The following is a 26,957-nucleotide window of genomic DNA, read 5'->3' as shown; positions in this document are numbered from 1 at the left end:
TTTACGTGAAATTCAACATTAAGTTTGGATGTATTATTCACCAATCAATTATGTGATAGGAAATGGAAGTATAAAAATTAGGGTGGAATATACAATTCCACCCTATGTCTTCCTCATCTATCTTTTAAAACCCAAAATACTTTTTTGCATTATAATAACAAATGCCTTGAACTATTTTGCCAAGTGTTTCCAAATCATAAGGATATTCGCCGTTTTCCACCCACTCGCCAATCAAATTGCAAAGTAGTCTTCTAAAGTATTCATGTCTTGCGTAAGACAGAAAGCTTCGAGAATCTGTTACCATTCCAACAAATCTGCTCAAAAGCCCAAGATTTGCAAGGTCTTTCATCTGCTGAATGTTGCCATCTTTGCTATCGTTGAACCACCAAGCTGCACCAAGCTGCATCTTGCCAGGAATGCCACCGCCCTGGAAAGACCCCATAATTGTTGCAAGAACATAGTTGTCTTTTGGATTTAAGGAATACAAAATTGTCTTTGGCAATGAATTTTCTTTCTCTAATGAATCAAGGAATTTAACAAGTGCAAAGGCTATATGACCATCGTTTATTGAATCATATCCTGTGTCAGGCCCCAAAATATTGAACATTCGTGTGTTGTTGTTTCTCAGAGCATTTATATGAAGCTGCATTGCCCAGCCAAGACTTGAATAAACCTTTCCTAAGAATCTCAATGTATACGTTTTATATTTCGCGACTTCAATTTCTGTAAGTTTCTCACCTGCTAAAGCTTTTTTGAAAATATCAGCTACTTCATCAAAAGATGCATCGGCAAAAACCATATCGTCAATAGCATGGTCAGAAGCACGACATCCCACAGAGTGGAAAAACTCTGCTCTTGACTTTAGAGCATCTAAAAACTCATCATAGATTTCTATCTTTTTTCCATAAACTTCTCCAAGCTTTTCTACCCACGGAATGAACGTTTCTCTATCGATGTTCACACCCTTGTCAGGTCTGAAAGTAGGATAAACTTTAACATTGAAGCCTTTATCATCTTTCAGTTTTAAATGATACTCAAGTGTATCAACAGGGTCGTCTGTTGTGCAAATCACTTCTACATTTGACTTCAAAATTATATCTCTTGCTCCAAGCTCTTTGAGGACTTTGTTTGTGTTTTCCCAAATGATAGGTGCAGATTTTTCATTTAATATATCATCTATTCCAAAGTATCTTTTAAGTTCTAAATGCGTCCAATGATAAATTGGGTTTCCTATTGCCATTGGAATGGTCTTTGCCCATGCCAAGAACTTTTCATAGTCATCTGCGTTACCTGTTATATACTTTTCTTCAATTCCGTTTGCTCTCATAAGTCTCCACTTGTAATGGTCTCCTCCAAGCCAAACCTCCGTGATATTCCTAAACTTCTTATTTTCATAAATTTCCTTTGGATTCAAATGACAGTGGAAATCTACAATTGGCATATCCTTTGTATATTTTTCGTAAAGCACTTTAGCAGTCTGGTTATTCAAAAGAAAATCCTCATCCATAAATCTTTTCATCTTTCCAAACCTCCTTGAAACTTATTTCAACACAATTACTAAAAGATTCAAACAAAATTCACAACAAAATCTGTTTGAATATATTATAAAATGAAAAGAGGGAAAGTTCAAGACTTTCCCTCTCTCTTTATTCTGTTTTGAATTCAAAATCTTATATTTGGACTTTTGTGGAGTTATTTTTTCTTCAAGTTAAAGAAAGCGTTCATTCCAGGATATACGGCAATACTACCAAGCTCTTCTTCGATTCTCAAGAGCTGATTGTATTTTGCCACTCTGTCTGTTCTTGACGGTGCACCTGTCTTTATCTGACCAGCATTTACTGCAACAACAAGGTCAGCAATTGTTGTATCTTCTGTCTCGCCTGATCTGTGTGATACCACTGCAGTGTAGCCTGCTCTATTTGCCATCTCAATTGCTTCTAAAGTTTCTGTAAGTGTTCCTATCTGGTTGAGCTTAATTAATATTGAGTTTGCAACACCAAGCTCAATTCCCTTTGCAAGCCTCTTTGTGTTTGTAACAAACAAATCATCACCAACAAGCTGAATCTTGTTGCCAAGTGCTTCTGTGAGCATCTTCCAGCCTTCCCAGTCTTCTTCTGCAACACCGTCTTCAATGGAAACAATTGGATACTTCTCAACAAGCTTTACCCAGAACTCTACCATTTCTTCTTTTGTTCTAACTTTACCTTCTCTTTCGAAATGATACTTTCCATCCTCTTCGTTGTAGAGCTCCGATGTTGCAGGGTCAAGTGCAATTGCAATGTCTTTACCTGGAGTATAACCAGCTTTTTCAATTGCTTCAACAATCACTTCCAACGGTTCTTCGTTAGACTTCAAGTTTGGCGCAAATCCACCCTCGTCACCAACTGTTGTGTTGTATCCTCTTGCTTTGAGCACATTTCTCAAATGATGGAACGTCTCAGCACACATTCTGAGCGCTTCACTAAAAGATTTTGCACCGACAGGCATAATCATAAACTCTTGCAAATCAACCGAGTTGTCAGCGTGCTTACCACCGTTTAAGATGTTCATCATTGGCACAGGCAAATATTTTGCGTTAACACCGCCAATGTATTGATACAGTGGAAGGCCAAGTGCGTTTGCTGCTGCTTTTGCAACTGCCAAAGATACACCCAAAATTGCGTTTGCACCAAGCTTGCTCTTGTTCTCTGTTCCATCAAGCTCAATCATAAGTTTATCAATCTCAACTTGGTTAAGGGCGTTCATTCCAATAATTTCTGGCGCAATAACTTCATTAACATTTTCAACTGCCTTGAGAACACCTTTGCCCATATATCTCTTTTTATCACCATCTCTGAGCTCAACAGCCTCAAATATACCTGTTGACGCACCTGATGGAACAGCAGCTCTACCTACAAATTCGTCATTTACAATAACTTCCACCTCAACAGTTGGGTTTCCTCTTGAATCAAGAATTTCTCTTGCTTTTACAGCTGTAATAGAAAGGTCAACCTTCATTTATTTATTCCTCCCTCTAAACATTTTTTGTCAGTATCTATATGATTTTATTTAATAATAAGCGAACTTCCTTTCATCTCTGAAGGCTTTTCTAACCCTAAGATGTCTAAGATTGTTGGAGCAATGTCTGCTAAAATTCCGTCATTCCTCAATTTTACATTGCCATATCCAACAAGATACAAAGGTACCTTATTTGTTGTATGAGCTGTATGAGGTTCACCTGTTTCATAATCAATCATCTGTTCGCAGTTGCCATGGTCAGCAGTAATAATAACCACTCCGCCTTTTTCTAAAACTTTGTTAACAACTTTTCCTATACACTCATCAACAGCCTCAACTGCTTTTATTGCAGCCTCCAACACTCCAGTGTGTCCAACCATATCACCGTTTGCATAGTTACAAATTATCACATCATACTGGTTGCTTTCAATTCTCTCAAGAAGAGCTTCAGTTACCTCATAAGCACTCATCTCAGGTTTTAGGTCATATGTTGCAACCTTTGGGGATGGCACCAAAACCCTGTCTTCTCCGACATTTGGTACTTCAACACCACCATTGAAAAAGAAGGTGACATGAGCATACTTTTCTGTCTCAGCAATTCGAAGTTGTTTTAACCCTAACTTGCTAAGGTATTCTCCCAAAGTGTTTGTTAAGTTCTCTGGCTTGAAAGCAACATAACAGTTCTTTATTGTCACATCATACTGGGTCATACATACAAAGAACACTTCAAAATATCCCTTTTTCCTTTCAAACCCATCAAACTCAACATCACAAAATGCTCTTGTGATTTGCCTTGCTCTATCGGGTCTAAAGTTGAAAAATATTATGCTGTCGTGTTCATTTATGGTTGCAGTGGGCTTGCCATTTTCGAGCACAACAGTCGGAATTACAAATTCATCAGTGTTACCTTTTTCATACGACTTTTCAACCGCCTCTAATGCTGAGCTTGCGTACTCCCCTTCACCAAACACCATTGCATTATAAGCCTTTTCTACTCTTTCCCACCTTTTGTCTCTGTCCATTGCATAGTATCTGCCCATCACTGTTGCAATCTTGCCACAACCTATCTCTTTCATCTTCTGTTCAAGTTCTTCAATGTAAATCTTTGCGCTTGAAGGTGGAACGTCTCTTCCATCCAAAAAACAGTGAACAAATACCTTTTCAAGATTATGCCTCTTTGCTAGCTCCAAAAGAGCATAAAGGTGAGTGTTGTGACTGTGAACACCACCGTCTGATAAAAGCCCCATTAAATGCAGCGATGAATTGTATTTTTTGCAATTCTCTATTGCCATTAAAAACTCTTCTTTTTCAAAAAAGTCACCATCTTTAATTGACTTTGTTATCCTTGTGAATTCTTGATACACGATTCTCCCAGCACCTAAATTTAGATGACCTACCTCAGAATTTCCCATCTGACCTTCAGGAAGACCAACGTCCATGCCACTGCTACCAATCAAAGTATATGGGTAATTCTTTTCGTAATAGTCAAGGTTGGGGGTCTTACCCAAAGCAACAGCATTACCCTCTTGCTTTGGGTTGTAACCCCAACCATCCATGATGATAAGAACAACAGGTTTTTTCATCATCTTATTCCCCTTTACTTGCCATAATTAGTAGTGTAATATCTTTGCAAATTCCTGAGCATTAAGGCTTGCCCCACCAACTAAACCTCCATCAATCTCTGGCATATTGAAAATGTCTGCTGAATTTGCAGAGTTTACACTACCGCCATACTGAATTCTAACCTTTTGTGCAGTATCTTCATTGTACATCTCTGCAATTACATTTCTGATAACCCCAATTACTCTATTTGCCTCTTCAGGTGTTGCATTCTTACCTGTACCTATTGCCCAGATGGGCTCATATGCAATGACAACCTTTTCAACATCTTCTTTTGAAACACCATTTAGTGCAATCTTGACCTGAAGCCTTACAAGCTCATCTGTAACGCCATATTCTCTTTGCTTTAAAGTCTCACCAACACATACAATAGGTTTTATACCAAATTTCAGCGCTGCCAAAACTTTTTTGTTTACAATTTCGTCTGTTTCACCAAAGTACTGCCTTCTTTCAGAGTGACCAATTACCACATACTCAACTCCAACTGCTTTAAGCATCGGACCAGATATCTCACCTGTATATGCACCTTTTTCTTCATAGAACATGTTTTGTGTTCCAAGTTTTATATTTGTTCCTTCTATTGCTTCTTTAACATAAGGAACAAGAATTGATGGAGCACATATAACTACTTCTGCCTGAACATCATCAATATATTTTTTCAGCTCTTCCACAAACTCTTTTGCTTCCTGTGGAGTCTTGTTCATCTTCCAGTTTGCTGCGATTATTTTCTTTCTTGGGTTTTTGTCAAGCAGACATGCAATACCAGGTAGTACCTTTCCTTCTAAAAACTCTAAAGAAGCACCGCCACCTGTTGAAATATGTGTCATCTTATCAGCAAACCCCAGTTTTTCAACAGCAGCAGCTGAATCTCCTCCACCGATAATTGCAATTGCGCCATTTTCTTCAACAGCCTCAGCAACAGCTCTTGCAATAGCTTCTGTTCCCTTTGCAAAGTTTGGAAATTCAAATACGCCCATTGGTCCGTTCCAAACAATTGTCTTTGCCTTCTTTATCTCTTTTGAGAAAAGCTCAATTGTGGTATTTCCTATATCCATACCCATCATATCATCTGGCATCGCATCTGATGGCACATACATAAACTCTGTATCATTTTTGAACTCTTTTGCCACTATGCTTCCAACAGGTAGCAGAAGGTTTACTCCTTTTTCTTCTGCCTTTCTCATTATCTCTCTTGCAACGTCAAGCTTATCATCTTCGCATTTTGACTTTCCGATTTTATATCCTTTTGCCTTCAAGAAGGTATAAGCCATTGCACCGCCAATTAAGAGACTGTCAACCTTTTCGAGAAGATTTGTGATAACTCCAATCTTGTCAGAAACCTTTGCACCACCTAAGATTGCAACAAAAGGTCTTTGCGGATTTGCAAGAGCATTGCCAAGCATCTCTATTTCTTTTTCCATCAAAAATCCAGCAACTGCAGGCAAGAACTCTGCAACACCTGCTGTTGATGCATGTGCTCTGTGAGCTGTACCAAATGCGTCATTGACATAAATGTCTGCAAGCGAGGCTAAAGCTTTTGCAAATTCTCTATCATTTTCTTCTTCTTCTTTGTGGAATCTGACGTTTTCAAGAAGAACTACATCTCCTTCTTTCATCTGCTCAACACACTTTTTCGCATCCTCGCCTATAACGTCTTTTGCAAGAACAACTTCTTTGCCAAGAAGCTCAGAAAGTCTTTTTGCAACAGGGGCCATTGAATATTTCGGGTCAAATTTGCCCTTCGGTCTTCCTAAATGGGATACCAATATTACCTTTGCGTTGTGGTCAATGAGATACTTTATTGTAGGAAGAGCTTCTCTTATTCTTCTATCGTCAGTGATATTACCATTTTCATCTTGCGGAACGTTAAAATCAACCCTCACAAGAACTCTTTTGCCACTAACATCTATATCTCTTATGGTCTTTTTGTTGAGCTTAGGCATTGTTCCAATCACCCCAAAATATATTTTTCAAATCAAGACTGGTCCGGAAGATATTTACTGTCATACAATCTTTCCCGGACCAGCCTTAATAACTAATTTTTTAAATTAAAATTACAGTCCCTTATTTACAATATAGTTCAAAAGGTCTGCAACTCTGTTGGAATAACCCCACTCGTTGTCGTACCATGCAACAACCTTTACAAGTGTATCTTCGATAACCATTGTTGAGAGAGCATCAACTATTGACGACCTTGGATCTCCTTTGTAGTCAACAGAAACAAGTGGCTCTTCACTGTATCCCAAAATACCTTTGAGTTCGCCTTCTGCAGCAGCTTTCAAAACGCTGTTTACTTCTTCTTTTGTTGTTGGCTTTTCAACCTCAAACACAACGTCTGTAACAGAAACAGTTGGTGTTGGAACTCTGAGTGCAAAACCATTGAGTTTTCCTTTGAGGTGTGGAAGAACAAGCGCTACTGCCTTTGCTGCACCAGTTGTTGTTGGGATAATTGAAAGCGCTGCTGCTCTTGCTCTTCTTAAATCCTTGTGTGGAAGGTCCAAAATCTGCTGGTCATTTGTATATGAGTGAACTGTTGTCATAAGACCTCTTTTTACCTTGAAATGATTATCAATAACCTTTGTTACTGGTGCTAAACAGTTTGTTGTACAGGATGCATTTGAAATTACATGGTGCTTAGCAGGGTCGTACATCTCCTCGTTTACACCCATAACAATTGTGATGTCTTCATCTGTTGCCGGAGCTGTGATAATTACCTTCTTTGCACCTGCTTGAATGTGCTTTTCAGCATCCTGTTTCTTTGTAAATCTACCTGTTGACTCAATTACAACCTCAACACCCAAATCTTTCCATGGCAGGTTTGCTGGGTCTTTTTCAGCCAATACCTTTATCTCTTTGCCATTGACTATTATTGATGTGTCTGTATAGTCCACTGTGCCATTGAAGATACCATAACAGGAGTCATACTTCAAAAGATGTGCTAATGTCTTTGGATCTGTCAAGTCGTTTACTGCAACAACCTCAAACTCATTTGGATATTTTGCTAAAATTGCTTTGAAAGCATTTCTACCAATTCTACCAAAACCATTAATACCAATCTTCACAGCCATCTCTACCTACCATCCCTTCGTTATTTTTTTATTTTCACACTGCAAAAGCTATCTGCTCTTGCAGTGTTTTTGCCTTCATCTTTACTTTTCTAAACTCATAATCTTTCTAGCTATCCCTTCGTCAATAACAAATATGGTATTGTTTTTTATCTCTCCAAGCGATAAAATCGCTTCTGCTTTATGTGAACCACCTGCAACTCCTATCATATATTTAATGTTTTTTATTTTTTCAAGTTTTATACCTATTGTGGTGGTTGAATACACAATCCTGCCATCTTTGTCAAAATAATACCCAAATATTTCGCCAATTGCTCCAACTTCTTTAAGCTTTTCTATCATATCCTGGCTTAATTTCCTTCTTTTTGCCATTTCAATTGCATTTCCTATTCCAAACACAAGCATATCTGCACTGTTAATATCGTTTAGAACCTCTTGTATCTCTTCTTTTTTAATCAAAAGATTGTAAACCTCTTCATCCATTGTGTCAGGCAGGTGAAGAAGCTTATAACTACCGTTCATCTTTTTTGCTAAATTTGCTGCAAGTGTATTTGCTTGCTTTTCTACTTCCTGACCTATCCCGCCTCTTGCTGGAACAACCAATATATCCTTAAAAGAACATACTGGAAAATTGTCAACAACCTCTTTTACTGTTTGCCCACCTGTCACTGCAATTATCTTTACATCTTCTATCAATGAAATGATAACCTTGCTTGCCAAAATTCCAATTTCTTTTAGCACATAAGGATTTAAATCAGCATCACCCGGTACAACATACACATCCTTTGCTTTTAAAATCTCTTTTACCTTTGCCCTTATATCTTCTAATCCCTTTATATCATATACTATGTTAGAAAGTTTTTCAAGAATATCTTCGCCTTCATTTGTTAAAATAGTTCCACTTTCAGTTACATTTATAAGCCCTAAATTTCTCAATATGTCTATTTCATTTCTGACAATTCTTTCAGTGAGATTAAGCTTTTCTGCAAGAATTCTTCGCCCAATTGGTTGATAATAGCTAATATTTTTGAGAATTTCGTATCTTTTTTCAATAATTTCAACTATCTCAGGAGCAATTTTCTTTAAATATTCAAAATAACTTTCCATACTCTCTCATTCTCCAGCGGGACAATTTTATCCATATAACTTTCTTTTTAGTCCCAATTATATTATACCATTTTTTTATCTCCATTCAAGTGTATACATACAAAAAAAGCAGAGGAAGGCATTTTTCGCCCTCCCCTGCCCTTCTCTGCAGTAACATTATTTATCAATAAATGCTTTCATCTTTGATTTTACCTGAGCTTGTGCAGCTGCAAGTCTTGCAATTGGCACTCTGAACGGTGAACATGATACATAGTCAAGTCCTACGTTATGGCAGAATTCTATGCTGGATGGGTCGCCGCCATGCTCACCACAGATACCAAGTTTGATGTCTGGTCTTGTTGATCTTCCAAGTTCTGCAGCCATCTTAATGAGTTTGCCAACACCTTTTTCGTCAAGTCTTGCAAATGGGTCTGTTTCGAATATCTTCTTTTCAAAGTAGTCATTTAAGAACTTGCCAATGTCATCTCTGGAGAAACCAAAAGTCATCTGTGTTAAGTCATTTGTACCAAATGAGAAGAACTCAGCTTCTTTTGCAATCTCATCAGCAGTAAGTGCAGCACGTGGTACTTCAATCATTGTTCCAACTTTGTATTCAATCTTAACACCTTTTTCTTCCATAACTTTCTCTGCTGTTTTTACAATAATATCTTTGATATATTTGAGCTCTTTGAGTTCACCAACAAGAGGAACCATTATCTCAGGAACAACATCGATACCTTCATTCTTTACATTGATTGCTGCCTCGATAATAGCCCTTGTCTGCATCTCAGCAATTTCAGGATATGTTACAGCCAAACGGCAACCTCTATGTCCAAGCATCGGGTTGAGTTCGTGCAAACTCTGAACAATTGCCTTGAGTTCTTCAAAGGTAATGCCCATCTGTGCTGCAAGTTCTCTTATAGCATCATCTTCTTTTGGCAAGAATTCATGGAGTGGTGGGTCTAAAAGTCTTATTGTAACAGGATAACCTTTCATTTCTCTGAACAGTGCTTCAAAGTCTCCTCTTTGCATTGGCAGGAGCTTCTCAAGAGCTTTTCTTCTCTGCTCTTCTGTTCTTGCAACAATCATCTCTCTCATTGCAGGAATTCTATCCTCTTCAAAGAACATATGCTCTGTTCTGCAAAGACCTATACCCTCTGCACCAAACTTCCTTGCCTGTGCAGCATCTCTTGGTGTATCTGCGTTTGCTCTAACTTTAAGTCTTCTTATCTCGTCAGCCCATTGCATAAATGTTGCAAAATAGCCTGTAAGCTCTGGCTCTTTTGTTGGAAGCTCTCCAGCATATACGTATCCTGTTGAACCGTCAAGTGAAATCCAATCACCTTCACGGTAAACTTTTCCATCAGGTGTTGTGAAATATTTCTCTTCTTCGTTTATAGTAATATCTCCACATCCCGCAACACAACATTTACCCATACCTCTTGCAACAACTGCAGCGTGTGAAGTCATACCGCCTCTTGATGTCAAAATACCCTGAGCTGCAACCATGCCTTCAATGTCTTCTGGAGATGTCTCTGTTCTAACAAGAATAACCTTCTTTTCTCCTCTTTCAACAGCAGCTTTTGCTTCTTCAGCTGTGAAATAAATCTTACCTGTTGCAGCACCAGGTGATGCAGGAAGACCTTTTGCAATTGGTTTTGCAGCTTTGAGCGCATCTGGTTCAAATGTTGGGTGAAGCAATGTATCAAGCTGTTTGGGATCAACTTTTAACATTGCTTCTTCTTTTGTAATAAGTCCTTCTTCTACCATATCAACTGCAATCTTGAGCGCTGCCTGTGCAGTTCTCTTACCATTTCTTGTCTGAAGCATATAGAGTTTTCCTCTTTCAATTGTGAACTCCATATCCTGCATGTCTTTGTAATATGTTTCAAGCTTCTTTGCAATGTCAGCAAGCTGCTGGTATACTTCTGGCATTGTCTCTTTCAAAGCAGAGATTGGCTGTGGTGTTCTGATACCTGCAACAACGTCTTCACCCTGTGCGTTCATCAAGAACTCACCATAAAGCTCTTTTTCACCTGTTGCAGGATTTCTTGTAAATGCAACGCCTGTACCAGAATCGTTGCCCATGTTACCATATGCCATCATCTGAACATTTACAGCTGTTCCCCAATCGTGTGGAATCTCGTTAAGTCTTCTGTATACAATAGCTCTTGGGTTGTTCCAGGATCTGAAAACTGCTTTTACCGCTTCTAAGAGTTGAACTTTGGGGTCTTGTGGGAAATCTTCACCTTTTTCAGTTTTGTAAAGCTCTTTGTACCTTACAACAACCTCTTTTAAATGCTCAGCTGTCAAGTCTGTATCGTATTTTGCACCATACTTTTCTTTGACTTCATCAAGTATCTTTTCAAACTTATTCTTTTCAATGCCCATAACAACGTCAGAGAACATCTGAATGAATCTTCTGTATGAGTCGTATGCAAACCTCTCATTGTTTGTAAGTTTTGCTAACCCTTCAACAACTTCATCATTGATACCAAGGTTGAGGATTGTATCCATCATACCTGGCATTGAAACTCTTGCACCACTTCGAACAGAGACAAGAAGTGGGTTGCTTGGATCGCCAAATTTCTTGCCTGTGATCTTCTCAAGTTCAGCAAGTTTTTCAAAGATCTCTTCTACAATCTCATCTGCTATCTTTTCGCCTTCTTCATAATATCTTGTACAAGCCTCTGTTGTGACAGTAAATCCAGGAGGAACAGGAAGTCCAAGATTTGTCATCTCAGCAAGATTCGCGCCTTTTCCACCGAGAAGTTCTCTCATGTCTTTGTTGCCTTCATAGAACATGTAGACATATTTCTTTTTGCTCAATTAAAATCCCTCCTATGTGAAATTTATTAGGGAAAATATATAAAGGGGAAACTTGGCATGTTACAACATAAAATATTATAGCATATTTTTGCAGTTTGAGAATATATTTTGTTTAAAACTTTACCTCAATTCTTTCTTCAAGGTAAGGAATTATTTCTTTTATATGCACCCTCACTTGCTCCATTGTATCCCTATCTCTTATTGTAACAGTTTCATCTTCTAAAGTCTGATAATCCACTGTGATCCCAAACGGTGTTCCTATCTCATCTTGTCGTCTATATCTTTTACCTATGCTACCACTTTCATCGTATTGAACAATCCACTTATATTTAAGCTCATTGTAAATTTCCCTTGCTTTTTTTACAAGCTCTTCTTTTTTCATAAGCGGGAACACAGCAGCTTTTACAGGTGCAATTGCAGGATGAAGGTGAAGTACCACTCTAAAGTCATCTTTATCTATCTGCTGGTATTCATATGCATCAATTAAAAATGCAAGTAAAGATCTGTCCACGCCTGCAGATGGCTCAATTACATATGGAATATACCTTTGTTTTGTCTCATCGTCAAAGTATGTTAAATTTTCGCCACTGTATTTTTGATGCTGTGTTAGGTCAAAGTCTGTCCTGTTTGCAATACCTTCAAGTTCAGACCATCCCATCGGAAATAAATATTCAATGTCCACACATGCTTTTGCATAGTGTGCAAGCTCGTCCTTGCCGTGCTCACGAACTCTTAAGTTTTCCTTTCTTATTCCCAGATTGTAATACCAGTTTATCCTTTGCTCAATCCAGTGTTTGTGCCAGTACTCATCAGTCCCTGGCTTTACAAAATACTCTATTTCCATCTGTTCAAACTCTCTTGTCCTGAAAATAAAGTTACCAGGCGTGATTTCATTCCTGAACGACTTACCAATCTGAGCAATTCCAAAAGGAAGCTTTTTTCTCATGGTCTGCTGGACATTAACAAAGTTTACAAAAATACCTTGTGCTGTTTCAGGTCTCAAATATACTACTGCCGACTCGTCCTCCACTGGTCCCATAAATGTTTTGAACATAAGGTTGAACATCCTTGCCTCGGTAAGTTCACCGCCGCACTCAGGGCATTTGTACTCTTGAAGCTGGTCCACTCTCCATCTTTTTTTGCAAATCTTGCAGTCAGCCATAGGATCGGCAAAATTGCTCAAGTGTCCGCTTGCTTCCCACACCTTTGGGTTCATCAAGATGCTCGAGTCAAGCCCCACAACATCGTCTCTGAGCTGGACGTTTGCTTTCCACCACAATCTTTTTATGTTATTTTTCATCTCTACACCAAGAGGACCATAGTCCCAGCAGCTATTAAGTCCACCATATATCTCGCTTGATTGGAATATAAATCCACGACGTTTGCAAAGGGCAACTATTTCATCCATTGTCACCATATTGCTCTTACCACCTTCAAACTTTATTATTTTATCAAGAGTCGAATTTATTTTATTGTATAAACCTAAAAAAATCAAGAATTTTGATATCTTTTTGCAGCACCATTTTAATATATGGTAGCGTTATGGTCTTTATCTTGTTATTCAAAGACCTGTCAAGCGAAATCTTGTTGAGCTTTTTTAAGTTGGTTGCTACAATAACCAAAATACTCTTTACAACTTCAATCTCAATTTCTATATCGTTCTCTTCTTTGCACTTTTCGCAAGTAAGACCACCGTATTTGAAAGAAAAGAACGCTCTTGTAATGTCCTTTCTCTGACACTTTACACACTGGGTAAACTGAGGGAAAAAACCAGTATATACTAAAATTTTTATTTCAAATATCCTACTGACCATTTCAGGGTCTTTTCCTTTTTTCAGAAGATAAAGAGAGTTCAAAAGAAGCCTTAAAACATCCTCATTTTTTTGTTCAAATTCCAAGAAACTGTCAACAAGTTCAATAAGATATCCCGAATAAATTGCAAGATTTACATCTTGAGACAGTTCAAAAAATGATTCAATCACAGATGCTGAAGAAATTGAGTATATATCCTTTGTTTTTCTTATAACAAACTCACAGAACATGAGCGGCTGAGAACAAGCAGACAAAACACTCAATAGCCTTCTACAATTTTTCGATAAAACTTGAATTTTGCCAAAATCGCTTGTGAGCACAGTCAAAATCTTACTCGACTCTTCAAAGTTTGTCTCTTTTAGCACAATTCCTTTAGTTTTAATTAATTTCATCTATTCCTCAGACCTCTTTAAGGTTATAACCGAGCATTTTCATGGCAGAGATGTCATCTCTCCAGTTTTTCTTAACTTTTACCCAAAGCTGAAGATTTACTTTTATTCCGAATATCATCTCAAGCTCTTCCCGTGCTTGCATTCCAATTTTCTTAAGCATCTGACCGCCTTTACCAATAATTATTGCTTTGTGCGAATCTTTTTCACAATAGATGGTGGCTTCAATATCCAGTATATCCTTGTTTTCTCTTTCTGCAAACCTCTCAATTGCAATTCCAACCCCGTGCGGTACTTCTTCAGAAAGATTGAGCAAAATCTTTTCTCTTATAATCTCTGCTACAATGAAGCTTTCTCTCACATCAGTTGTCATATCGTCAAGATAATACTTTGGCCCTTCTGGAAGTAGCTCTTTTATTTTGTCAAGAAGCAGGTCACAATTGTACCCATTAATTGCGGCTATGTCAACTATAGATTCAAAATTCAGTTTTGTTGAGAAAATGCTTTTCAGTATCTCTATATTCTCTTTTGAAGCAAGGTCAGATTTGTTCAAAACCAGAATCTTAGGAGTTTCCACTTCCTTTAACCTTTCTATTATTGCTTCATCCCATGGTCCAATTCCATTGTCAATTGCTTCTACAATATACAAAATCAAATCCACTTCTTTTAAAGTCTTCTCAGACACTTTTACCATATACTCACCCAACTTGTTCTTTGGAGGATGAACACCTGGTGTGTCGATGAATATAATCTGAGCATCTTCTAAGGTAAGGATACCCTTTATACTGTTTCTGGTTGTCTGCGGTTTGGGAGAAATAATAGAGATCTTTTTACCAACAAGGTAGTTCATAAGAGTAGATTTACCAACATTAGGGCGGCCAATTAAGGCAACAAATCCAGATTTGAATGCCATAGAGCATATCACCTCTATTGTATTGTGATATAATTGTTTTAAAAGTGGTAGCTATTGATACTCTCAATAAATTATCATATCATATGTTAAAAAATTTTAACAGGAAGGATGAAAAAACTCTATGAAGCTAATATACGTGGTAAAAAAAGAAGATTTGAACATGACATATAAACAAATATTGCAAAAAAGACTCTTTTTTTCTTCAACGCTGATGAGCAGGTTAAAGGCACATGGTCAAATAAGGTTTATTCCTCCAATCTATTCTGTGCATCAATATCCACAAGAAAATGCTGTAATTGAAGTCGATTTGATATTTTCCAAATCAAACATAGTTCCTGTTGAAGGAAGCATAGACATATTGTATGAGGACAACTTCTTTTTATTTGTAAACAAACCTTCTGGTTTACCTTCACACCCTTCTAAAGGACATTACTTTGATACAATCGCAAACTATGTTGAGTATTATTTAAATTCTAAAAACCTTACTTCACACATTATAAACAGGTTAGATAAAGATACATCAGGGATAGTTGTATTTGCTAAAAATTCTTACTTTCACAGCATCGTTTCATATGAGTTTGAAAAAAGACGAGTTGATAAGACATATATTGCAATTGTTCACGGAATACTCACAAAAAAAAGCGGGCTTATTGAAAAACCCATTAAACGCTCAGATGATGGCATCAAAAGAGAAATTCATCAAGATGGAAGTTTTGCCTTCACCTACTACGAAGTTATTGATACTTTTGAAAACTTTTCAGTGTTAAAGTTAAAACCAATAACGGGCAGAACACATCAACTAAGAGTTCACTTATCATCAATTGGTCATCCAATTGTGGGAGATTGTATTTACGGTAAAGAAAAAACACAAAATACTCCTTTGCTTCTTCACGCTTATTCAATAAGATTTAATTTCAAACTAATTAGTAATAAAGCCTACGATATTACTTCTCCACTACCACATTATTTTCATGAGTTTGCTGGAAGACACCTTGAGTTTTGAGACTTAAAACAAACTTTTCTATTCTGTCCAAAGCTTGTTTTATGGTTTCAATCGAATAGGCATATGAACATCTTATAAACCCTTCTCCTGACCTCCCAAATGCAGTACCTGGCACAACTGCTACTTTTTGTTCGTACAAAAGCCTTTCTGCAAACTCCTCAGAAGGAAGACCAGTGGACTTTATAGATGGAAAAACATAAAATGCGCCTTTTGGTTCAAAACACTCAAGTCCCATCTTGTTAAATCTGTTCACCATGTAGCGTCTTCTTCTGTTATACTCCTCTTTCATTTTCTCAACCTCTGAAAGCCCATTTTTAAGTGCTTCAATAGCAGCATACTGAGAAAATGTAGGAGCACTCATTATAATGTACTGATGTACCTTTGCCATCGCTTTAATAAAAACCTCATTGGCAGCAACAAATCCAAGTCTCCAACCTGTCATGGCAAAGGCTTTTGAAAAACCATTTATAACAATAGTCTTTTCTTTCATTTCAGGGAAATTAGCAATTGAAACATGGCTTCCTTCATATGTAAGCTCAGCATATATTTCGTCGGAAATTACTAAGATATCTTTATCTTTTAATATGTCAACAATTTCTTTTAAATCATCTTTTGTCATAATAGCACCTGTTGGGTTATTGGGATAAGATAAAATAATAGCCTTAGTTCTGGAAGATATTTTGGGCAAAATATCCTCTGCTCTAAGTTTAAAGTCGTTTTCCGGTCTTGTTTCAATCTCTATCGGTACACCACCTGCAAAAATTACACATGGTTTGTATGAAACAAAACAGGGTTCAGGAATCAAAACCTCATCACCAGGATTTACTATACTTCTTAAAGCAATATCGATTGCTTCGCTTGCCCCAACAGTTACTAAAATCTGATCTCTGTAATTTGGATAACTAAGGTCGAATCTATCTTTCAAATACCTGCTAATCTCTTTTCTCAGCTCCAGAAGCCCGAAATTTGATGTATAGTGGGTATGTCCTTCTTCAATAGAATATATCCCCATCTCGCGAATGTTCCATGGAGTTACAAAATCAGGTTCACCAACTCCAAGTGATAGGGCATCCTTCATTTCAGATACAATATCAAAAAATTTCCTAATACCTGAGGGTGGAACGCTTTGAACGCTCTTTGAAATATATTTTTCTAAATTACTCACAGTGTTATAACCTCCCTGTCGTCCTTTTCGCCATCTTCAAGTATCACACCTGCATCTTTGTACTTTTTCATAATAAAGTGGGTTGCTGTTGAAAGAACATATTCAAGTGGTGCAAGTTTAGAACCAACAAACTGAGCAATATCTTTCATGCTCTTGCCCTCTACAACAACGTGCAGGTCATAATCTCCCGAAAGCAAATATACAGCTTTTACTTCAGGAAACTTATAAATTCTTTTAGCAATGGCGTCATAACCAAACCCTCTCTGGGGAGTTACTTTCACCTCAACAATTGCTTCAACCACTTCTTTTTCAGTTTTTTCCCAGTTTACAATTGTATGATACTTTACAATAACCTTATCTTGTTCAAGCTTTTTTATAACCTCTTCAATGTTTTCCTTATCTTCGCCAAGCATTACTGCAATCTCTTGAGCAGAGAGTTTTGGATTTTGTTCTAAAATCTCCAAAACCTTTATTTCAATGTTCATTCTTCTTCCTCCTCCTTTGCAAGATGTTTCAAAAATTCAATCAAAAAGCCTTTCTCCCTCATACTTTCAATTACCTCATGGTTTATAACAACTCCTGCAGGTAGTATCAACTCATCGTCCACATAAAAGTCTTTTTGTAATTTTTTGGCTGGCAAACGCTCATCGTCGTCTAAAAATCTTTCTATTTCATCTACCAAATTGTAAAGTCTTTTTAAGATTTCTTCTTTGTATTTTTCAAGATATTGAATATGCTGAATTATACTTTCTTTAATCTTTTCAAGTTCATCTAAGGTTTTTGAATATTCTATCTGAACTTCTTGTGCTTTTTTTGAATAGTATTCCTCCCATTCGCTTACAAAAAAGTCCTCAATGAAAGCTTTATAATATTCGATATCCTTGATATGTAAATTAGACAAATTCTTTTTAAACTTTTCTATCTCTTTTGCAAGTCTTTCGTTTTCTAAAGTCAAAAGGTCTCTTTCTCTATCAAGCTTAGAAATTAAATTTTCAAAACTTTGGGTAAGATTTTCAATATAACTTCTCACTTGAGACTTTGAAAAGCCAAAAAGAGAGGTTGGAAGAATCATTCAGGTTCCTCCTCTTTTATATTTGCAATTATTACATCCTCACCTATCACAATAATATCATTCCATGGAATTACTTCTGTCTCCCACCTAAATCCCCGTTTCTTTTTTAGCTCAATGCTCAGTATATTCCCTTCGTCGTCAATTATTAACTCTAACAACTCAGAACTTCCTACAATTCTGCCTGACTGCTGAGATACAACGGGTTTTGAATTTTTTATTTCGCTCAAAAGCATACTTTTACCCACCTACCTTTTCTATAAACCACTTGAACCAAATCCTCTGTCTGCTCTGGAGGTTGTTGATAGCTCTTCTGCCTCTTCGATCTTTGCTACCCTTTCAAACTTTGATATTACCATCTGAGCTATCCTATCTCCTCTCTTTACTACAAAAGGTTCATTGCCAAGGTTAATTAATATTACTCCTATCTCCCCCCTGTAATCACTATCGATTGTTCCAGGAGAATTTAAAACAGTGATACCATGTTTTAAAGCAAGGCCACTGCGAGGTCGTACCTGCGCTTCATATCCTTCCGGAAGTTCAATGTAAAGACCTGTTCTGATGAGCTTTATCTCACCAGGGTTTATAATCTCTTCTTTTTCAACACACGCAAACAGATCCATTCCCGCCGCCCCGCTTGAAATATATGTTGGAAGCGGTAGATCCTTTGCATCCTTTGCTCTTTTTACCCTCAGGACCATAAATGCCTTTCTCCTTTCTATTGTGTCAATATTCTTTGTTCAAAGATTTTTAAATCCATTTCTCTTTTATTCCCAACAACAGCAACTGAAAATTCCTTTGATAAAACTTCTCTTGCTGTGTCAATAACCTTTATATAGTCAATTGAATCTATAATCTTTGTAATGTGTTCAAGTTCCATAATTTTGTTTAAAAGTAACATATTTTTCCCCATATTTGACATTCGGCTGCTTGTGTTTTCAAGACCAAATATAATACTCCCTTTTATCTGCTGTTTGGCAACTTCAACCTCATCAAGTAAGATTTCTCCTTTTAAAAAGAGACGTAGCTGACTCATGATTTCTTTGTATACTGCTGAAATATTTTTCGGGTTTGTTCCTGCATAGATAATAAGAACTCCAGCATCTTTGAATGTGCTCACAAACGAGGTTATGCTATATACAAGTCCCAACTCCTCTCTTATTCGCTGGAAAAGCCGTGAGCTCATTCCCCCACCAAGAATATTGGATAAAACCAAAAGCTCATACACCTTTTCATCTTCCTGCCCAAAACCTTCAAATGTAATTGCCAAATGAGCTTGGTCAACCTTCTTGTTTTTAATGACAGCACCTCTATTAAAAGCTGGTTTTGAAATAAAATCAAAGCTATCTTTTTTACTGTTTGAACACTTCCAATCTCCAAAGTACATCTCTGCAAACTCTATAAGCTTCTCTTCTTCAAAATTACCAGCAACAGATATTACAATGTTTTGAGGAATATATCTTTCTCTCATATAATTTTCAATTTTATTTCTATCTATCTTTTTTACAGTTGATTCTTTTCCAATTATAGGATACGAAAGAGTCTGGTTTTTCCATATCAAATTATTAAGTGACTGATACAGTATCTCTTCAGGGTCCTCTTTTGTCATGTTGATTTCTTCAATAATTACTGTTTTCTCTTTTTCCATCTCTTCTAAAGCAATGACAGGATTTAAAATTAAGTCTGACAAAATATCAAAACCTTTTTGTAAAAACTCATCTAAAACCCTTACATAAAAACATGTATACTCCTTTGCAGTAAAAGCATTTATCTGTCCACCAATTGATTCAATTTCATATACAATTTCTTTCGCACTTCTATTTTTAGTGCCTTTGAATAAAATATGCTCTATAAAATGAGAAATTCCATTTATCTTTTTTGTCTCATACCTTGAACCAGCCAAGACCCAAATCCCTATACTCACAGTTTTTACTGTATCAATTTTTTCATATACAAGCCTTATACCGTTTGAAAGTGTGTGAAGTTTTATCACAAAAAGGAAACCTCCTTAGCAACCTATATCGTTATCACAACAACATTCCCAACATGCAATTATCTGACATATTGTACAAATGTCGCAGTCATCATGTCTTCTATATCCCCTATTGTATGCTGACCATTCATAATTTCTTGAAGCCATTTCAAACTGTTCTTTTGCGCGTCTGTACTCATAATTTCCAGGGTCACGATTATAGGCTTCAAGAAAAAATCGGTATGCTTGATTTATCCATCCTCTTTTTTGATATATTATTCCCATCAAATAGAACCATTCTGCGTCATTTCGAGGGTTTTGATTTAGCAGACTTTCTGCTTGAGCTATATTACCCTGCATAATCAAGTCTCTCACCTGTTGGTAGAGAGAGGTTTGTTCGTATGTAGAGTATTCATAGTTTGAATATTGATCGTTCATAAGGATATTATATGCTTCATTTATCTCTTTTAACTTTTCTTCTGCAAGTTCTCTTAAAGGATTGTCCTTAAACTTATCGGGATGGTACTTTTTTACAAGATCAAGATAAGCTTTTTTTATTTCTTCCTTTGAAGCACCTTTTCTCACACCCAAAACCTCATATGGGTCTCTCATTACTCCTTCAACTCCTTAAAGAAGTTTGTTGTAAAACGCTCTAAGACCTGCTGTGTTTTTGAGTACATACCTACCTGAACAATGTTGTCCAGTATTGAATTATTATACCCCTTAATATAGTCGCTTAATATGGCAAGATAATTTTCCAAACTTACCTTCAGAATGCTGAGTTCATATTCAAAAAGTCTTTTATCCTGCCTACACTTTTCAAAGTGGTATTTCAGACAATTATATCTCTTTTTCTTCACATCATCAATATAGTCGTCAATAGCATCGATGATGTATACCCACACACCTGTATAATACCCAATCTGTTTCAAAAGTTCTTGGTCATTGTAAGCAAATATTTCGGCTAAAATATTACCAAAATTGTGTGCAAGTTCATCTATACTTTTATAGCCATTTTTCTCAAGAGACATTTGTTTTTTAAACAATTCTTTTATCTTCTCAAACGGTTCTCGATGTGATTTTGTTATCTTATTTATATACAATTTCAGAATACTATAAGGAATATAACTAAATACATTCTTTTCATCAAGAATATTATCATAAAGCTTGAAAAAACTCAAAAAAACCATTTGGTTGCTCACATATTCCAAGATTTCATTAGGTTTCAAAAAGAACCTTTCCTTAAGTGGGTGAGCAATACACCTTGTTTTTCCTAACTCATCTTTGACTTTAAAATGTTCTTTTAGTACAAGATACAAAAAAACAAAATCATAGTTAAGAAATACTCGCGGAAGGTTTCCTATCTTTCTTGTCTGAAGACATATACCACAGTAAACTGCCTTGTAATATTCATATTCTCGCACTTTTAGTTCTGGCTTATAAGGAACCACATATCCGAACACTAAATTCTCTCTTCTCCTTTTCTCTCTTACTTCCTATGTTTTTATAGTAGCAAAAATGATTAATAATGTTAAGCAAATTTTAGTTGATTTTTTCTTGAAGAGTAATTAATATTATTGTGATAGCATATCACATTTTAGGGGGAAAGAAAATGGGTTATAAATACTGTCCAAGATGCGAACTTAATAGAATTCCGGATGATCAAGATTTGTGCCCTGTGTGCAAAAAGGACTTAGAACAGCTAAAAAAGGTTACAGAGGCAAACATGAAACTATGCCCATATTGTCATGAAGAGTATATTCCAGAAGACCAAGACATGTGTGAGTCTTGCTTTGAAGAAAGGCTGCTCACTGGAGTTGTTGATGACTCTGAAATTGAAGAAGAAGTAGTCAAGGAAGAAACTGGCTCAGAGTTATTTGAAAATGATTTTGTAGATATAGAACCAGATATTCTAACTCAGCTACCTGATGAAGAACTTGACCTTGTTGACGCACCATTAGATTTAGAAGAATTAGAAGTAGAAGAAGAAATTCTATTGGATGATGAAGATATAAAGGAAGAATCAGAGGACTATGAAGAAAAATCTGAGATTGAAGATGAAAATTCCTCATCTGAAGAAGAGACAAATAACAAATCAAAAAAGGAAACAAAATCTGAAAAGAAAAAAGGAAAAAAGAAAAAATAAATGAGGCAGTGCAAAGAAAATTGCACTGCCCTTTTTATATCTCCTTTTTATTTTCTTCGGCAAGTTTTAGCCTGTTTAGTGCTCTGTACAGTGCTGCCCTGTACCTTTCATATTCATCAGGAGGAAGTTTCTGCTCAAGTCTCTTTTCTGCCCTTTCTTTTGCCAAAAGTGCTCTTTGTCTGTCTATTTCCTCTGGCCACTCTACAGCATCACTCAATATTGTTGCCTTATTATTTTTTACCTCAAGCAAACCACCAGCAATGGCTGCTTCTCTCCACTTTCCATCTTTTTTTATCCTCAACTTTCCAATACCAATGGGAACAACAATAGGCTGATGGTTTGCCATAATACCTATTTCACCATCTATTGTTCTCAAAACTATCATTTCAACCTTATCTTTAAAAAATACCCTTTCAGGCTGGAGAACCTCTAATTCAAATTCAGCCATCTTTAAATTCACCTCAAAATTTACTTGCTTTTCATGTCTTTTTCGTAGTTTTCATATACCTCATCTATTGTTCCTACCATGTAGAAATACTGTTCAGGAATATGATCCATCTTCCCTTCAATTATCTCTTTGAACCCTCTTATAGTGTCTTTCAGCTTCACATACCTTCCAGGTCTTCCTGTGAAAGCTTCAGCAACAAAGAATGGCTGTGACAAAAATCTCTGAATTTTTCTTGCTCTGTAGACAATCAGTTTATCTTCTTCTGATAGCTCATCCATACCCAAAATAGCAATAATGTCCTGCAGCTCTTTATATCTTTGAAGTATTTGCTGCACAGTCCTTGCAACATAATAGTGTTCTTCTCCCACAATTCGCGGATCAAGTATACGTGAGGTTGAATCAAGAGGATCAACCGCAGGATATATTCCAAGCTCAGCAATCTGTCTTGACAAAACTGTTGTTGCATCCAAATGAGCAAAAGTTGTAGCAGGTGCTGGATCAGTTAAATCGTCTGCAGGTACATATATTGCTTGAACAGATGTAATTGAGCCTTTTTTTGTAGATGTTATTCTTTCCTGTAATGCCCCTACCTCGTTTGCAAGTGTTGGTTGATACCCAACTGCCGAAGGAATTCTTCCTAAAAGCGCTGACACTTCAGATCCTGCTTGGATGAACCTGAAGATATTGTCAATGAACAAAAGAACATCTTGCCCTTCTACATCTCTGAAATATTCTGCCATGGTAAGCCCGGTCAGAGCTACTCTCATTCTTGCCCCAGGCGGCTCGTTCATCTGACCAAACACCAATACAGTCTTTTCTATAACACCAGACTCATTCATCTCAAGCCAAAGGTCGTTACCTTCTCTTGTCCTTTCACCCACACCTGTGAAAATTGAAAAACCCCCGTGCTCTGTTGCTATATTTCTTATAAGCTCCATTATAAGGACAGTCTTACCAACGCCCGCACCGCCAAAAAGTCCTATCTTACCACCTTTTGCGTACGGAGCTAAAAGATCAATAACTTTTATACCCGTTTCGAAAATTTCAACTGCAGGTACCTGTTCTTCAAACGACGGTGCACTTCTGTGAATGGGCCAGTAATCTGAAGCTACTACTTCACCTTTATTGTCAATAGGCTCTCCCAATACATTAAATATCCTACCCAGCGTTCCTCTCCCCACAGGTACTTTAATAGGTCCACCTGTGTCTATTGCCTTTACACCTCTTCTAAGTCCGTCTGTTGAACCCAAAGCCACACATCGAACAGTGTCATTCCCGAGATGCTGAGCAACTTCAGCAACAAGTTTTTTACCATCAAAGTGAATTTCAATAGCATTATTGATGGCTGGTAAATTTTCACTCTCAAATCGTATATCAATAACAGGTCCTATAATCTGGACGACATACCCTACATTTTGTTCCATTTTTGACTACACTCCCTCAAACTAAAATCAAGATTGTTAAAAATATTATTTCAAAGCTGCAGCACCACTTATAATTTCTGAAATTTCTTGGGTAATCACAGCCTGACGTTCTCTGTTGAGTTTTAAAATAAGTTTTTGTATCATCTCATCAGCACTTTTTGTTGCATTGTCCATTGCTGTCATCCTTGCAGCAAGTTCACTCACATATGAGTCCATCATAGCCCCAAAGATAATTCCTTTGATGTATTCATAAATAACGATGTCAAGTACAGAAACTGGGTCTGGCTCGTAGATTATCATCTCATCGCTTTTGTCATCTTCTATACCAAATTCTGTCTTATCGAGAGGCAAAAGCTTTTTGACAGTAACTTCTTGTCTTATGGTTGAAACAAGTTTTGTGTAAATGATGTAAACTTCATGAACTTCACCAGTATAATATTTTTTCACAATCTTTTGCGAAATGAGTCTTGCAAACTTTACAGAAACAGACTGTGTTTGATAATTAAAATCTTCTTCAACTTGATATCCATGACGAACTAAAAAGTTTCGACCTACCACACCTACAGGAAAAAACGTCACATCCGCTTCTTTCGCTAAATTTTCATATAAGCTGATTGTACTTTTCAGAACGTTTGCATTATACCCACCACATAACCCTTTGTCGCCACTGATAACTATAACTCCTATTTTCTTCTTCCCCTCTTTATACGACCCTTCAAAAAGAATGTGCGGGGTTTTTATTCCATGTAAAATCAGATCTTTCATAAACTCATTTACCTTTTCAAAATAAGGTCTTGTGCTATCGAGTCTATCTCTGAGCCTTTTCACCTTTGATGCAGAGATAAGATACATTGCCCTTGTTATCTTTTTTGTTTCATTGACACTTCTGATCCTTGATTTTATCCATCTTGTTTTGTTCGCCATCTTGTAATCTCACCTACTTGTTACTCTTAAATCTCTCTTTGAACTCTACTATGACCTTCTTCAAAAGCTCTTCTGTTTCAGGTGTCAAATCCTTTGTCTCTTTTATAGAATCAAATATCTGGGGATAGTTTGCTGATATATACTGTACAAGCTTCTCATTAAATTCCCTGACCTTTGAAACTTCTATATCCATCAGATAACCATTTATTGCACTGTACAAAATCACCACCTGATGCCATACAGGAAGTGGCTTGTACTGTGGCTGTTTTAACGTCTCTACAATTCTTTGTCCCTGAGCAAGCCTTTCTCGCGTTGACTTATCGAGTTCTGAACCAAACTGAGCAAAAGCCTCAAGCTCACGGTACTGAGCAAGATCAAGCCTTAACCTTCCTGCAACCTTTTTCATAGCTTTTGTCTGAGCTTTCCCACCAACTCTTGACACAGATATTCCAGCATTTATCGCAGGTCTTACCCCTGCGTAGAATAATTCACTTTCAAGGTATATCTGCCCATCTGTAATTGAAATGACATTTGTAGGAATATATGCTGAAACATCACCTGCTTGAGTTTCTATTATTGGCAGTGCGGTAAGAGATCCGCCTCCACGCTCAGCATTCAGTTTTGCCGCTCTTTCCAAAAGTCTTGAATGTAAGTAAAACACATCACCAGGATAAGCTTCTCTTCCAGGTGGACGTCTTAGTAAAAGAGACATTGCCCTGTATGCAACAGCGTGTTTAGAAAGGTCATCGTATATAATGAGTGCATCTTTGCCCGACTCCATAAACTCTTCTCCCATCGCGCAACCTGCGTATGGAGCTAAGAATTGAAGAGGAGCAGAATCACTTGCAGTTGCACTAACAACAATGGTATAATCCATCGCACCGTATTCTTTTAAGGTATGGACTATCTGAGCAACTGTAGAGGCCTTTTGCCCAATTGCCACATAGATGCAATAAACACCCTGATCTTTCTGGTTTATAATCGTATCTATTGCAATTGCAGTTTTACCAGTTTGCCTATCACCAATTATAAGCTCTCTTTGCCCTCTTCCTATAGGAATCATAGCGTCAATAGCCATTATACCTGTCTGAAGAGGCGTGTTAACAGGTTCTCTTTCTATTACGCCAGGTGCTATTCTTTCTACTGGTCTAAACTTTTTGGCATTGATGGGCCCAAGACCATCTATAGGTTGTCCCAGAGCGTTTACAACTCTTCCTAAAAGTTCTTCTCCTACAGGCACCTCAACAACTCTACCTGTCCTTTTTACAATGGTACCTTCCTTTATTTCTTTATCATTTCCAAGTATGACACACCCAACATTGTCCTCTTCTAAATTGAGAGCCATTCCATAAACTCCATTAGGAAATTCTAAAAGTTCACCAGCCATGCAGTTGTCAAGACCATGTATTCTTGCAATACCGTCACCTGACATTATGACAACACCGACATCACTTGTGTCAATCTTTTTTTCATAGTTTTTAATTTGCTCTTTTATAATTGAAGCAATTTCATCTGGTCTAATTGTTACATCAACCATTTGACATCTCACCCCTACAAAATAGCTATCTTTACAAGCTCTTTTCTCATTGAATCAAGAGCACCTTTTATTGAAGCATCAACTTCAATGTTATTAAATAACAGCTTTATACCACCAATTATGCTTTTGTCAACTTTTACAATGAATCTTGGATTTTTGACTCCGTACTTTTTCAAAAGCCATTTAGAAATTTTGTTTAACACATCGCTTCCAATTTCATGAGCAACAATAACCTGTACATCTACATTGCCTACAATTTTGTCATATATCTCTTTGTAATAAAAAGGTATATAGGGAAGAATTATTTCCCTGCGTTTATCAATGAGAAGATAAAGAAGGTTCAAGATATAACTATCAATGTCACCACCAAAGAATACTTTGATTCTTTGTTTCTTTTCTGAACGCTTCATTTCTAAATCGAACCAAATAGTATTAAATTCATTATTGTTTTTGATAATCTCAAACATTTTAAATAGTTGCTCATAAAATATCTCCAGCTTTCCTTCCTCTTGACCAAGCTTAATGAGTGCTTCTGCATATCTTTTTGCTGCCAACATT

25 protein-coding genes are annotated in these 26,957 nt (G+C 36.9%); 2 read left to right on the top strand and 23 right to left on the bottom strand.

The window, feature by feature from the left end; all coding sequences use genetic code 11:
- Nucleotides 1-124 precede the first annotated feature (124 nt).
- The 10 genes from uxaC to era form a co-directional block, all read right to left on the bottom strand.
- Complete coding sequence (gene uxaC / locus CALKRO_RS06630) at nucleotides 125-1,519, bottom strand: glucuronate isomerase (RefSeq protein ID WP_013430279.1); 1,395 nt, start codon at nucleotides 1,517-1,519, stop codon at nucleotides 125-127.
- Between the two features lie 173 nt (nucleotides 1,520-1,692).
- A complete protein-coding gene (gene eno, locus CALKRO_RS06625) occupies nucleotides 1,693-2,997 on the bottom strand; it encodes a phosphopyruvate hydratase (protein ID WP_013430278.1) in 1,305 nt (434 codons plus the stop codon).
- A 47-nt stretch (nucleotides 2,998-3,044) separates the two neighbouring features.
- Nucleotides 3,045-4,583, bottom strand: coding sequence for a 2,3-bisphosphoglycerate-independent phosphoglycerate mutase (gene gpmI, locus CALKRO_RS06620; protein ID WP_013430277.1), 1,539 nt, complete (start codon nucleotides 4,581-4,583; stop codon nucleotides 3,045-3,047).
- A 24-nt stretch (nucleotides 4,584-4,607) separates the two neighbouring features.
- The gene (tpiA, locus tag CALKRO_RS06615; protein ID WP_013430276.1) at nucleotides 4,608-6,560 is read right to left on the bottom strand and encodes a triose-phosphate isomerase; all 1,953 of its coding nucleotides are present in this window, start codon (nucleotides 6,558-6,560) and stop codon (nucleotides 4,608-4,610) included.
- Nucleotides 6,561-6,671: 111 nt separating this feature from the next.
- Entirely contained in the window at nucleotides 6,672-7,685 is a 1,014-nt protein-coding gene (gap, locus tag CALKRO_RS06610) for a type I glyceraldehyde-3-phosphate dehydrogenase (RefSeq protein ID WP_013430275.1), read from the bottom strand.
- A gap of 81 nt (nucleotides 7,686-7,766) precedes the next feature.
- A complete protein-coding gene (locus tag CALKRO_RS06605; RefSeq protein WP_013430274.1) occupies nucleotides 7,767-8,789 on the bottom strand; it encodes a sugar-binding transcriptional regulator in 1,023 nt (340 codons plus the stop codon).
- Between the two features lie 156 nt (nucleotides 8,790-8,945).
- A complete protein-coding gene (gene ppdK / locus CALKRO_RS06600; protein WP_013430273.1) occupies nucleotides 8,946-11,597 on the bottom strand; it encodes a pyruvate, phosphate dikinase in 2,652 nt (883 codons plus the stop codon).
- 112 nt (nucleotides 11,598-11,709) lie between these two features.
- A complete protein-coding gene (locus CALKRO_RS06595; RefSeq protein ID WP_148222770.1) occupies nucleotides 11,710-13,005 on the bottom strand; it encodes a glycine--tRNA ligase in 1,296 nt (431 codons plus the stop codon).
- A 61-nt stretch (nucleotides 13,006-13,066) separates the two neighbouring features.
- Nucleotides 13,067-13,801 (bottom strand): DNA repair protein RecO, encoded by a 735-nt coding sequence (recO, locus tag CALKRO_RS06590; RefSeq protein ID WP_013430271.1) that lies wholly within the window; start codon nucleotides 13,799-13,801, stop codon nucleotides 13,067-13,069.
- 7 nt (nucleotides 13,802-13,808) lie between these two features.
- A complete protein-coding gene (era, locus tag CALKRO_RS06585) occupies nucleotides 13,809-14,711 on the bottom strand; it encodes a GTPase Era (RefSeq protein WP_013430270.1) in 903 nt (300 codons plus the stop codon).
- A gap of 121 nt (nucleotides 14,712-14,832) precedes the next feature.
- Between era and CALKRO_RS06580 the strand changes: the two genes are divergently transcribed.
- Nucleotides 14,833-15,714, top strand: a complete 882-nt coding sequence (locus tag CALKRO_RS06580) for an RluA family pseudouridine synthase (protein ID WP_013430269.1) — start codon at nucleotides 14,833-14,835, stop codon at nucleotides 15,712-15,714.
- On the opposite strand, the gene CALKRO_RS06575 is transcribed toward CALKRO_RS06580, so the two are convergent.
- Genes CALKRO_RS06575 through CALKRO_RS06540 form a run of 8 tightly spaced genes read right to left on the bottom strand, consistent with a single transcriptional unit; the run spans nucleotide 15,656 to nucleotide 21,383 of the window.
- Nucleotides 15,656-16,879: an aminotransferase class I/II-fold pyridoxal phosphate-dependent enzyme gene (locus CALKRO_RS06575; protein WP_013430268.1), complete on the bottom strand. Its 1,224-nt coding sequence runs from the start codon at nucleotides 16,877-16,879 to the stop codon at nucleotides 15,656-15,658. The two genes, CALKRO_RS06580 and CALKRO_RS06575, sit on opposite strands and share 59 nt — an antisense overlap.
- Nucleotides 16,876-17,364, bottom strand: coding sequence for an Lrp/AsnC family transcriptional regulator (locus CALKRO_RS06570; RefSeq protein ID WP_013430267.1), 489 nt, complete (start codon nucleotides 17,362-17,364; stop codon nucleotides 16,876-16,878). The genes CALKRO_RS06575 and CALKRO_RS06570 overlap by 4 nt, the downstream gene beginning before the upstream one ends.
- The gene (locus CALKRO_RS06565) at nucleotides 17,361-17,951 is read right to left on the bottom strand and encodes a hypothetical protein (protein ID WP_013430266.1); all 591 of its coding nucleotides are present in this window, start codon (nucleotides 17,949-17,951) and stop codon (nucleotides 17,361-17,363) included. The genes CALKRO_RS06570 and CALKRO_RS06565 overlap by 4 nt, the downstream gene beginning before the upstream one ends.
- Nucleotides 17,948-18,184, bottom strand: coding sequence for a PRC-barrel domain-containing protein (locus CALKRO_RS06560; RefSeq protein WP_013430265.1), 237 nt, complete (start codon nucleotides 18,182-18,184; stop codon nucleotides 17,948-17,950). The genes CALKRO_RS06565 and CALKRO_RS06560 overlap by 4 nt, the downstream gene beginning before the upstream one ends.
- Before the next feature lie 21 nt (nucleotides 18,185-18,205).
- Entirely contained in the window at nucleotides 18,206-18,649 is a 444-nt protein-coding gene (gene dut / locus CALKRO_RS06555) for a dUTP diphosphatase (protein WP_013430264.1), read from the bottom strand.
- 17 nt (nucleotides 18,650-18,666) lie between these two features.
- Nucleotides 18,667-19,941, bottom strand: a complete 1,275-nt coding sequence (locus tag CALKRO_RS06550) for a M16 family metallopeptidase (RefSeq protein ID WP_013430263.1) — start codon at nucleotides 19,939-19,941, stop codon at nucleotides 18,667-18,669.
- A 15-nt stretch (nucleotides 19,942-19,956) separates the two neighbouring features.
- Nucleotides 19,957-20,532: a J domain-containing protein gene (locus tag CALKRO_RS14015; protein WP_013430262.1), complete on the bottom strand. Its 576-nt coding sequence runs from the start codon at nucleotides 20,530-20,532 to the stop codon at nucleotides 19,957-19,959.
- On the bottom strand, nucleotides 20,532-21,383 hold the full coding sequence (locus CALKRO_RS06540; protein ID WP_013430261.1) for a DUF5685 family protein: 852 nt from the start codon (nucleotides 21,381-21,383) through the stop codon (nucleotides 20,532-20,534). Before CALKRO_RS06540 ends, CALKRO_RS14015 begins: the two co-directional genes overlap by 1 nt.
- Nucleotides 21,384-21,532: 149 nt before the next feature.
- Between CALKRO_RS06540 and CALKRO_RS06535 the strand changes: the two genes are divergently transcribed.
- Entirely contained in the window at nucleotides 21,533-22,066 is a 534-nt protein-coding gene (locus CALKRO_RS06535) for a hypothetical protein (protein WP_013430260.1), read from the top strand.
- 34 nt (nucleotides 22,067-22,100) lie between these two features.
- On the opposite strand, the gene atpC is transcribed toward CALKRO_RS06535, so the two are convergent.
- Genes atpC through atpH form a run of 5 tightly spaced genes read right to left on the bottom strand, consistent with a single transcriptional unit; the run spans nucleotide 22,101 to nucleotide 26,956 of the window.
- Nucleotides 22,101-22,514: an ATP synthase F1 subunit epsilon gene (gene atpC, locus CALKRO_RS06530; protein ID WP_013430259.1), complete on the bottom strand. Its 414-nt coding sequence runs from the start codon at nucleotides 22,512-22,514 to the stop codon at nucleotides 22,101-22,103.
- A gap of 20 nt (nucleotides 22,515-22,534) precedes the next feature.
- Complete coding sequence (gene atpD / locus CALKRO_RS06525; RefSeq protein ID WP_013430258.1) at nucleotides 22,535-23,938, bottom strand: F0F1 ATP synthase subunit beta; 1,404 nt, start codon at nucleotides 23,936-23,938, stop codon at nucleotides 22,535-22,537.
- A 45-nt stretch (nucleotides 23,939-23,983) separates the two neighbouring features.
- Nucleotides 23,984-24,862: an ATP synthase F1 subunit gamma gene (gene atpG / locus CALKRO_RS06520; protein WP_013430257.1), complete on the bottom strand. Its 879-nt coding sequence runs from the start codon at nucleotides 24,860-24,862 to the stop codon at nucleotides 23,984-23,986.
- Between the two features lie 13 nt (nucleotides 24,863-24,875).
- Nucleotides 24,876-26,399, bottom strand: a complete 1,524-nt coding sequence (gene atpA, locus CALKRO_RS06515) for a F0F1 ATP synthase subunit alpha (protein WP_013430256.1) — start codon at nucleotides 26,397-26,399, stop codon at nucleotides 24,876-24,878.
- 14 nt (nucleotides 26,400-26,413) lie between these two features.
- Nucleotides 26,414-26,956, bottom strand: coding sequence for an ATP synthase F1 subunit delta (atpH, locus tag CALKRO_RS06510; protein ID WP_013430255.1), 543 nt, complete (start codon nucleotides 26,954-26,956; stop codon nucleotides 26,414-26,416).
- Nucleotide 26,957: the final 1 nt, after the last annotated feature.

It is taken from the genome of Caldicellulosiruptor kronotskyensis 2002 (genome assembly GCF_000166775.1).
Lineage (GTDB): Bacteria > Bacillota > Thermoanaerobacteria > Caldicellulosiruptorales > Caldicellulosiruptoraceae > Caldicellulosiruptor > Caldicellulosiruptor kronotskyensis.
This window is presented reverse-complemented; position numbering and strand designations above follow the sequence as displayed.

Coding starts and splice junctions, on each gene's coding strand:
- uxaC (WP_013430279.1), bottom strand. CDS start 1,519: ATGAAAAGATTTATGGATGAGGATTTTCTTTTGAATAACCAGACTGCT.
- eno (WP_013430278.1), bottom strand. CDS start 2,997: ATGAAGGTTGACCTTTCTATTACAGCTGTAAAAGCAAGAGAAATTCTT.
- gpmI (WP_013430277.1), bottom strand. CDS start 4,583: ATGATGAAAAAACCTGTTGTTCTTATCATCATGGATGGTTGGGGTTAC.
- tpiA (WP_013430276.1), bottom strand. CDS start 6,560: ATGCCTAAGCTCAACAAAAAGACCATAAGAGATATAGATGTTAGTGGC.
- gap (WP_013430275.1), bottom strand. CDS start 7,685: ATGGCTGTGAAGATTGGTATTAATGGTTTTGGTAGAATTGGTAGAAAT.
- CALKRO_RS06605 (WP_013430274.1), bottom strand. CDS start 8,789: ATGGAAAGTTATTTTGAATATTTAAAGAAAATTGCTCCTGAGATAGTT.
- CALKRO_RS06595 (WP_148222770.1), bottom strand. CDS start 13,005: ATGGATGAAATAGTTGCCCTTTGCAAACGTCGTGGATTTATATTCCAA.
- recO (WP_013430271.1), bottom strand. CDS start 13,801: ATGAAATTAATTAAAACTAAAGGAATTGTGCTAAAAGAGACAAACTTT.
- era (WP_013430270.1), bottom strand. CDS start 14,711: ATGGCATTCAAATCTGGATTTGTTGCCTTAATTGGCCGCCCTAATGTT.
- CALKRO_RS06580 (WP_013430269.1), top strand. CDS start 14,833: ATGAAGCTAATATACGTGGTAAAAAAAGAAGATTTGAACATGACATAT.
- CALKRO_RS06570 (WP_013430267.1), bottom strand. CDS start 17,364: ATGAACATTGAAATAAAGGTTTTGGAGATTTTAGAACAAAATCCAAAA.
- CALKRO_RS06565 (WP_013430266.1), bottom strand. CDS start 17,951: ATGATTCTTCCAACCTCTCTTTTTGGCTTTTCAAAGTCTCAAGTGAGA.
- CALKRO_RS06560 (WP_013430265.1), bottom strand. CDS start 18,184: ATGCTTTTGAGCGAAATAAAAAATTCAAAACCCGTTGTATCTCAGCAG.
- dut (WP_013430264.1), bottom strand. CDS start 18,649: ATGGTCCTGAGGGTAAAAAGAGCAAAGGATGCAAAGGATCTACCGCTT.
- CALKRO_RS14015 (WP_013430262.1), bottom strand. CDS start 20,532: ATGAGAGACCCATATGAGGTTTTGGGTGTGAGAAAAGGTGCTTCAAAG.
- CALKRO_RS06535 (WP_013430260.1), top strand. CDS start 21,533: ATGGGTTATAAATACTGTCCAAGATGCGAACTTAATAGAATTCCGGAT.
- atpC (WP_013430259.1), bottom strand. CDS start 22,514: ATGGCTGAATTTGAATTAGAGGTTCTCCAGCCTGAAAGGGTATTTTTT.
- atpD (WP_013430258.1), bottom strand. CDS start 23,938: ATGGAACAAAATGTAGGGTATGTCGTCCAGATTATAGGACCTGTTATT.
- atpG (WP_013430257.1), bottom strand. CDS start 24,862: ATGGCGAACAAAACAAGATGGATAAAATCAAGGATCAGAAGTGTCAAT.
- atpA (WP_013430256.1), bottom strand. CDS start 26,399: ATGGTTGATGTAACAATTAGACCAGATGAAATTGCTTCAATTATAAAA.
- atpH (WP_013430255.1), bottom strand. CDS start 26,956: ATGTTGGCAGCAAAAAGATATGCAGAAGCACTCATTAAGCTTGGTCAA.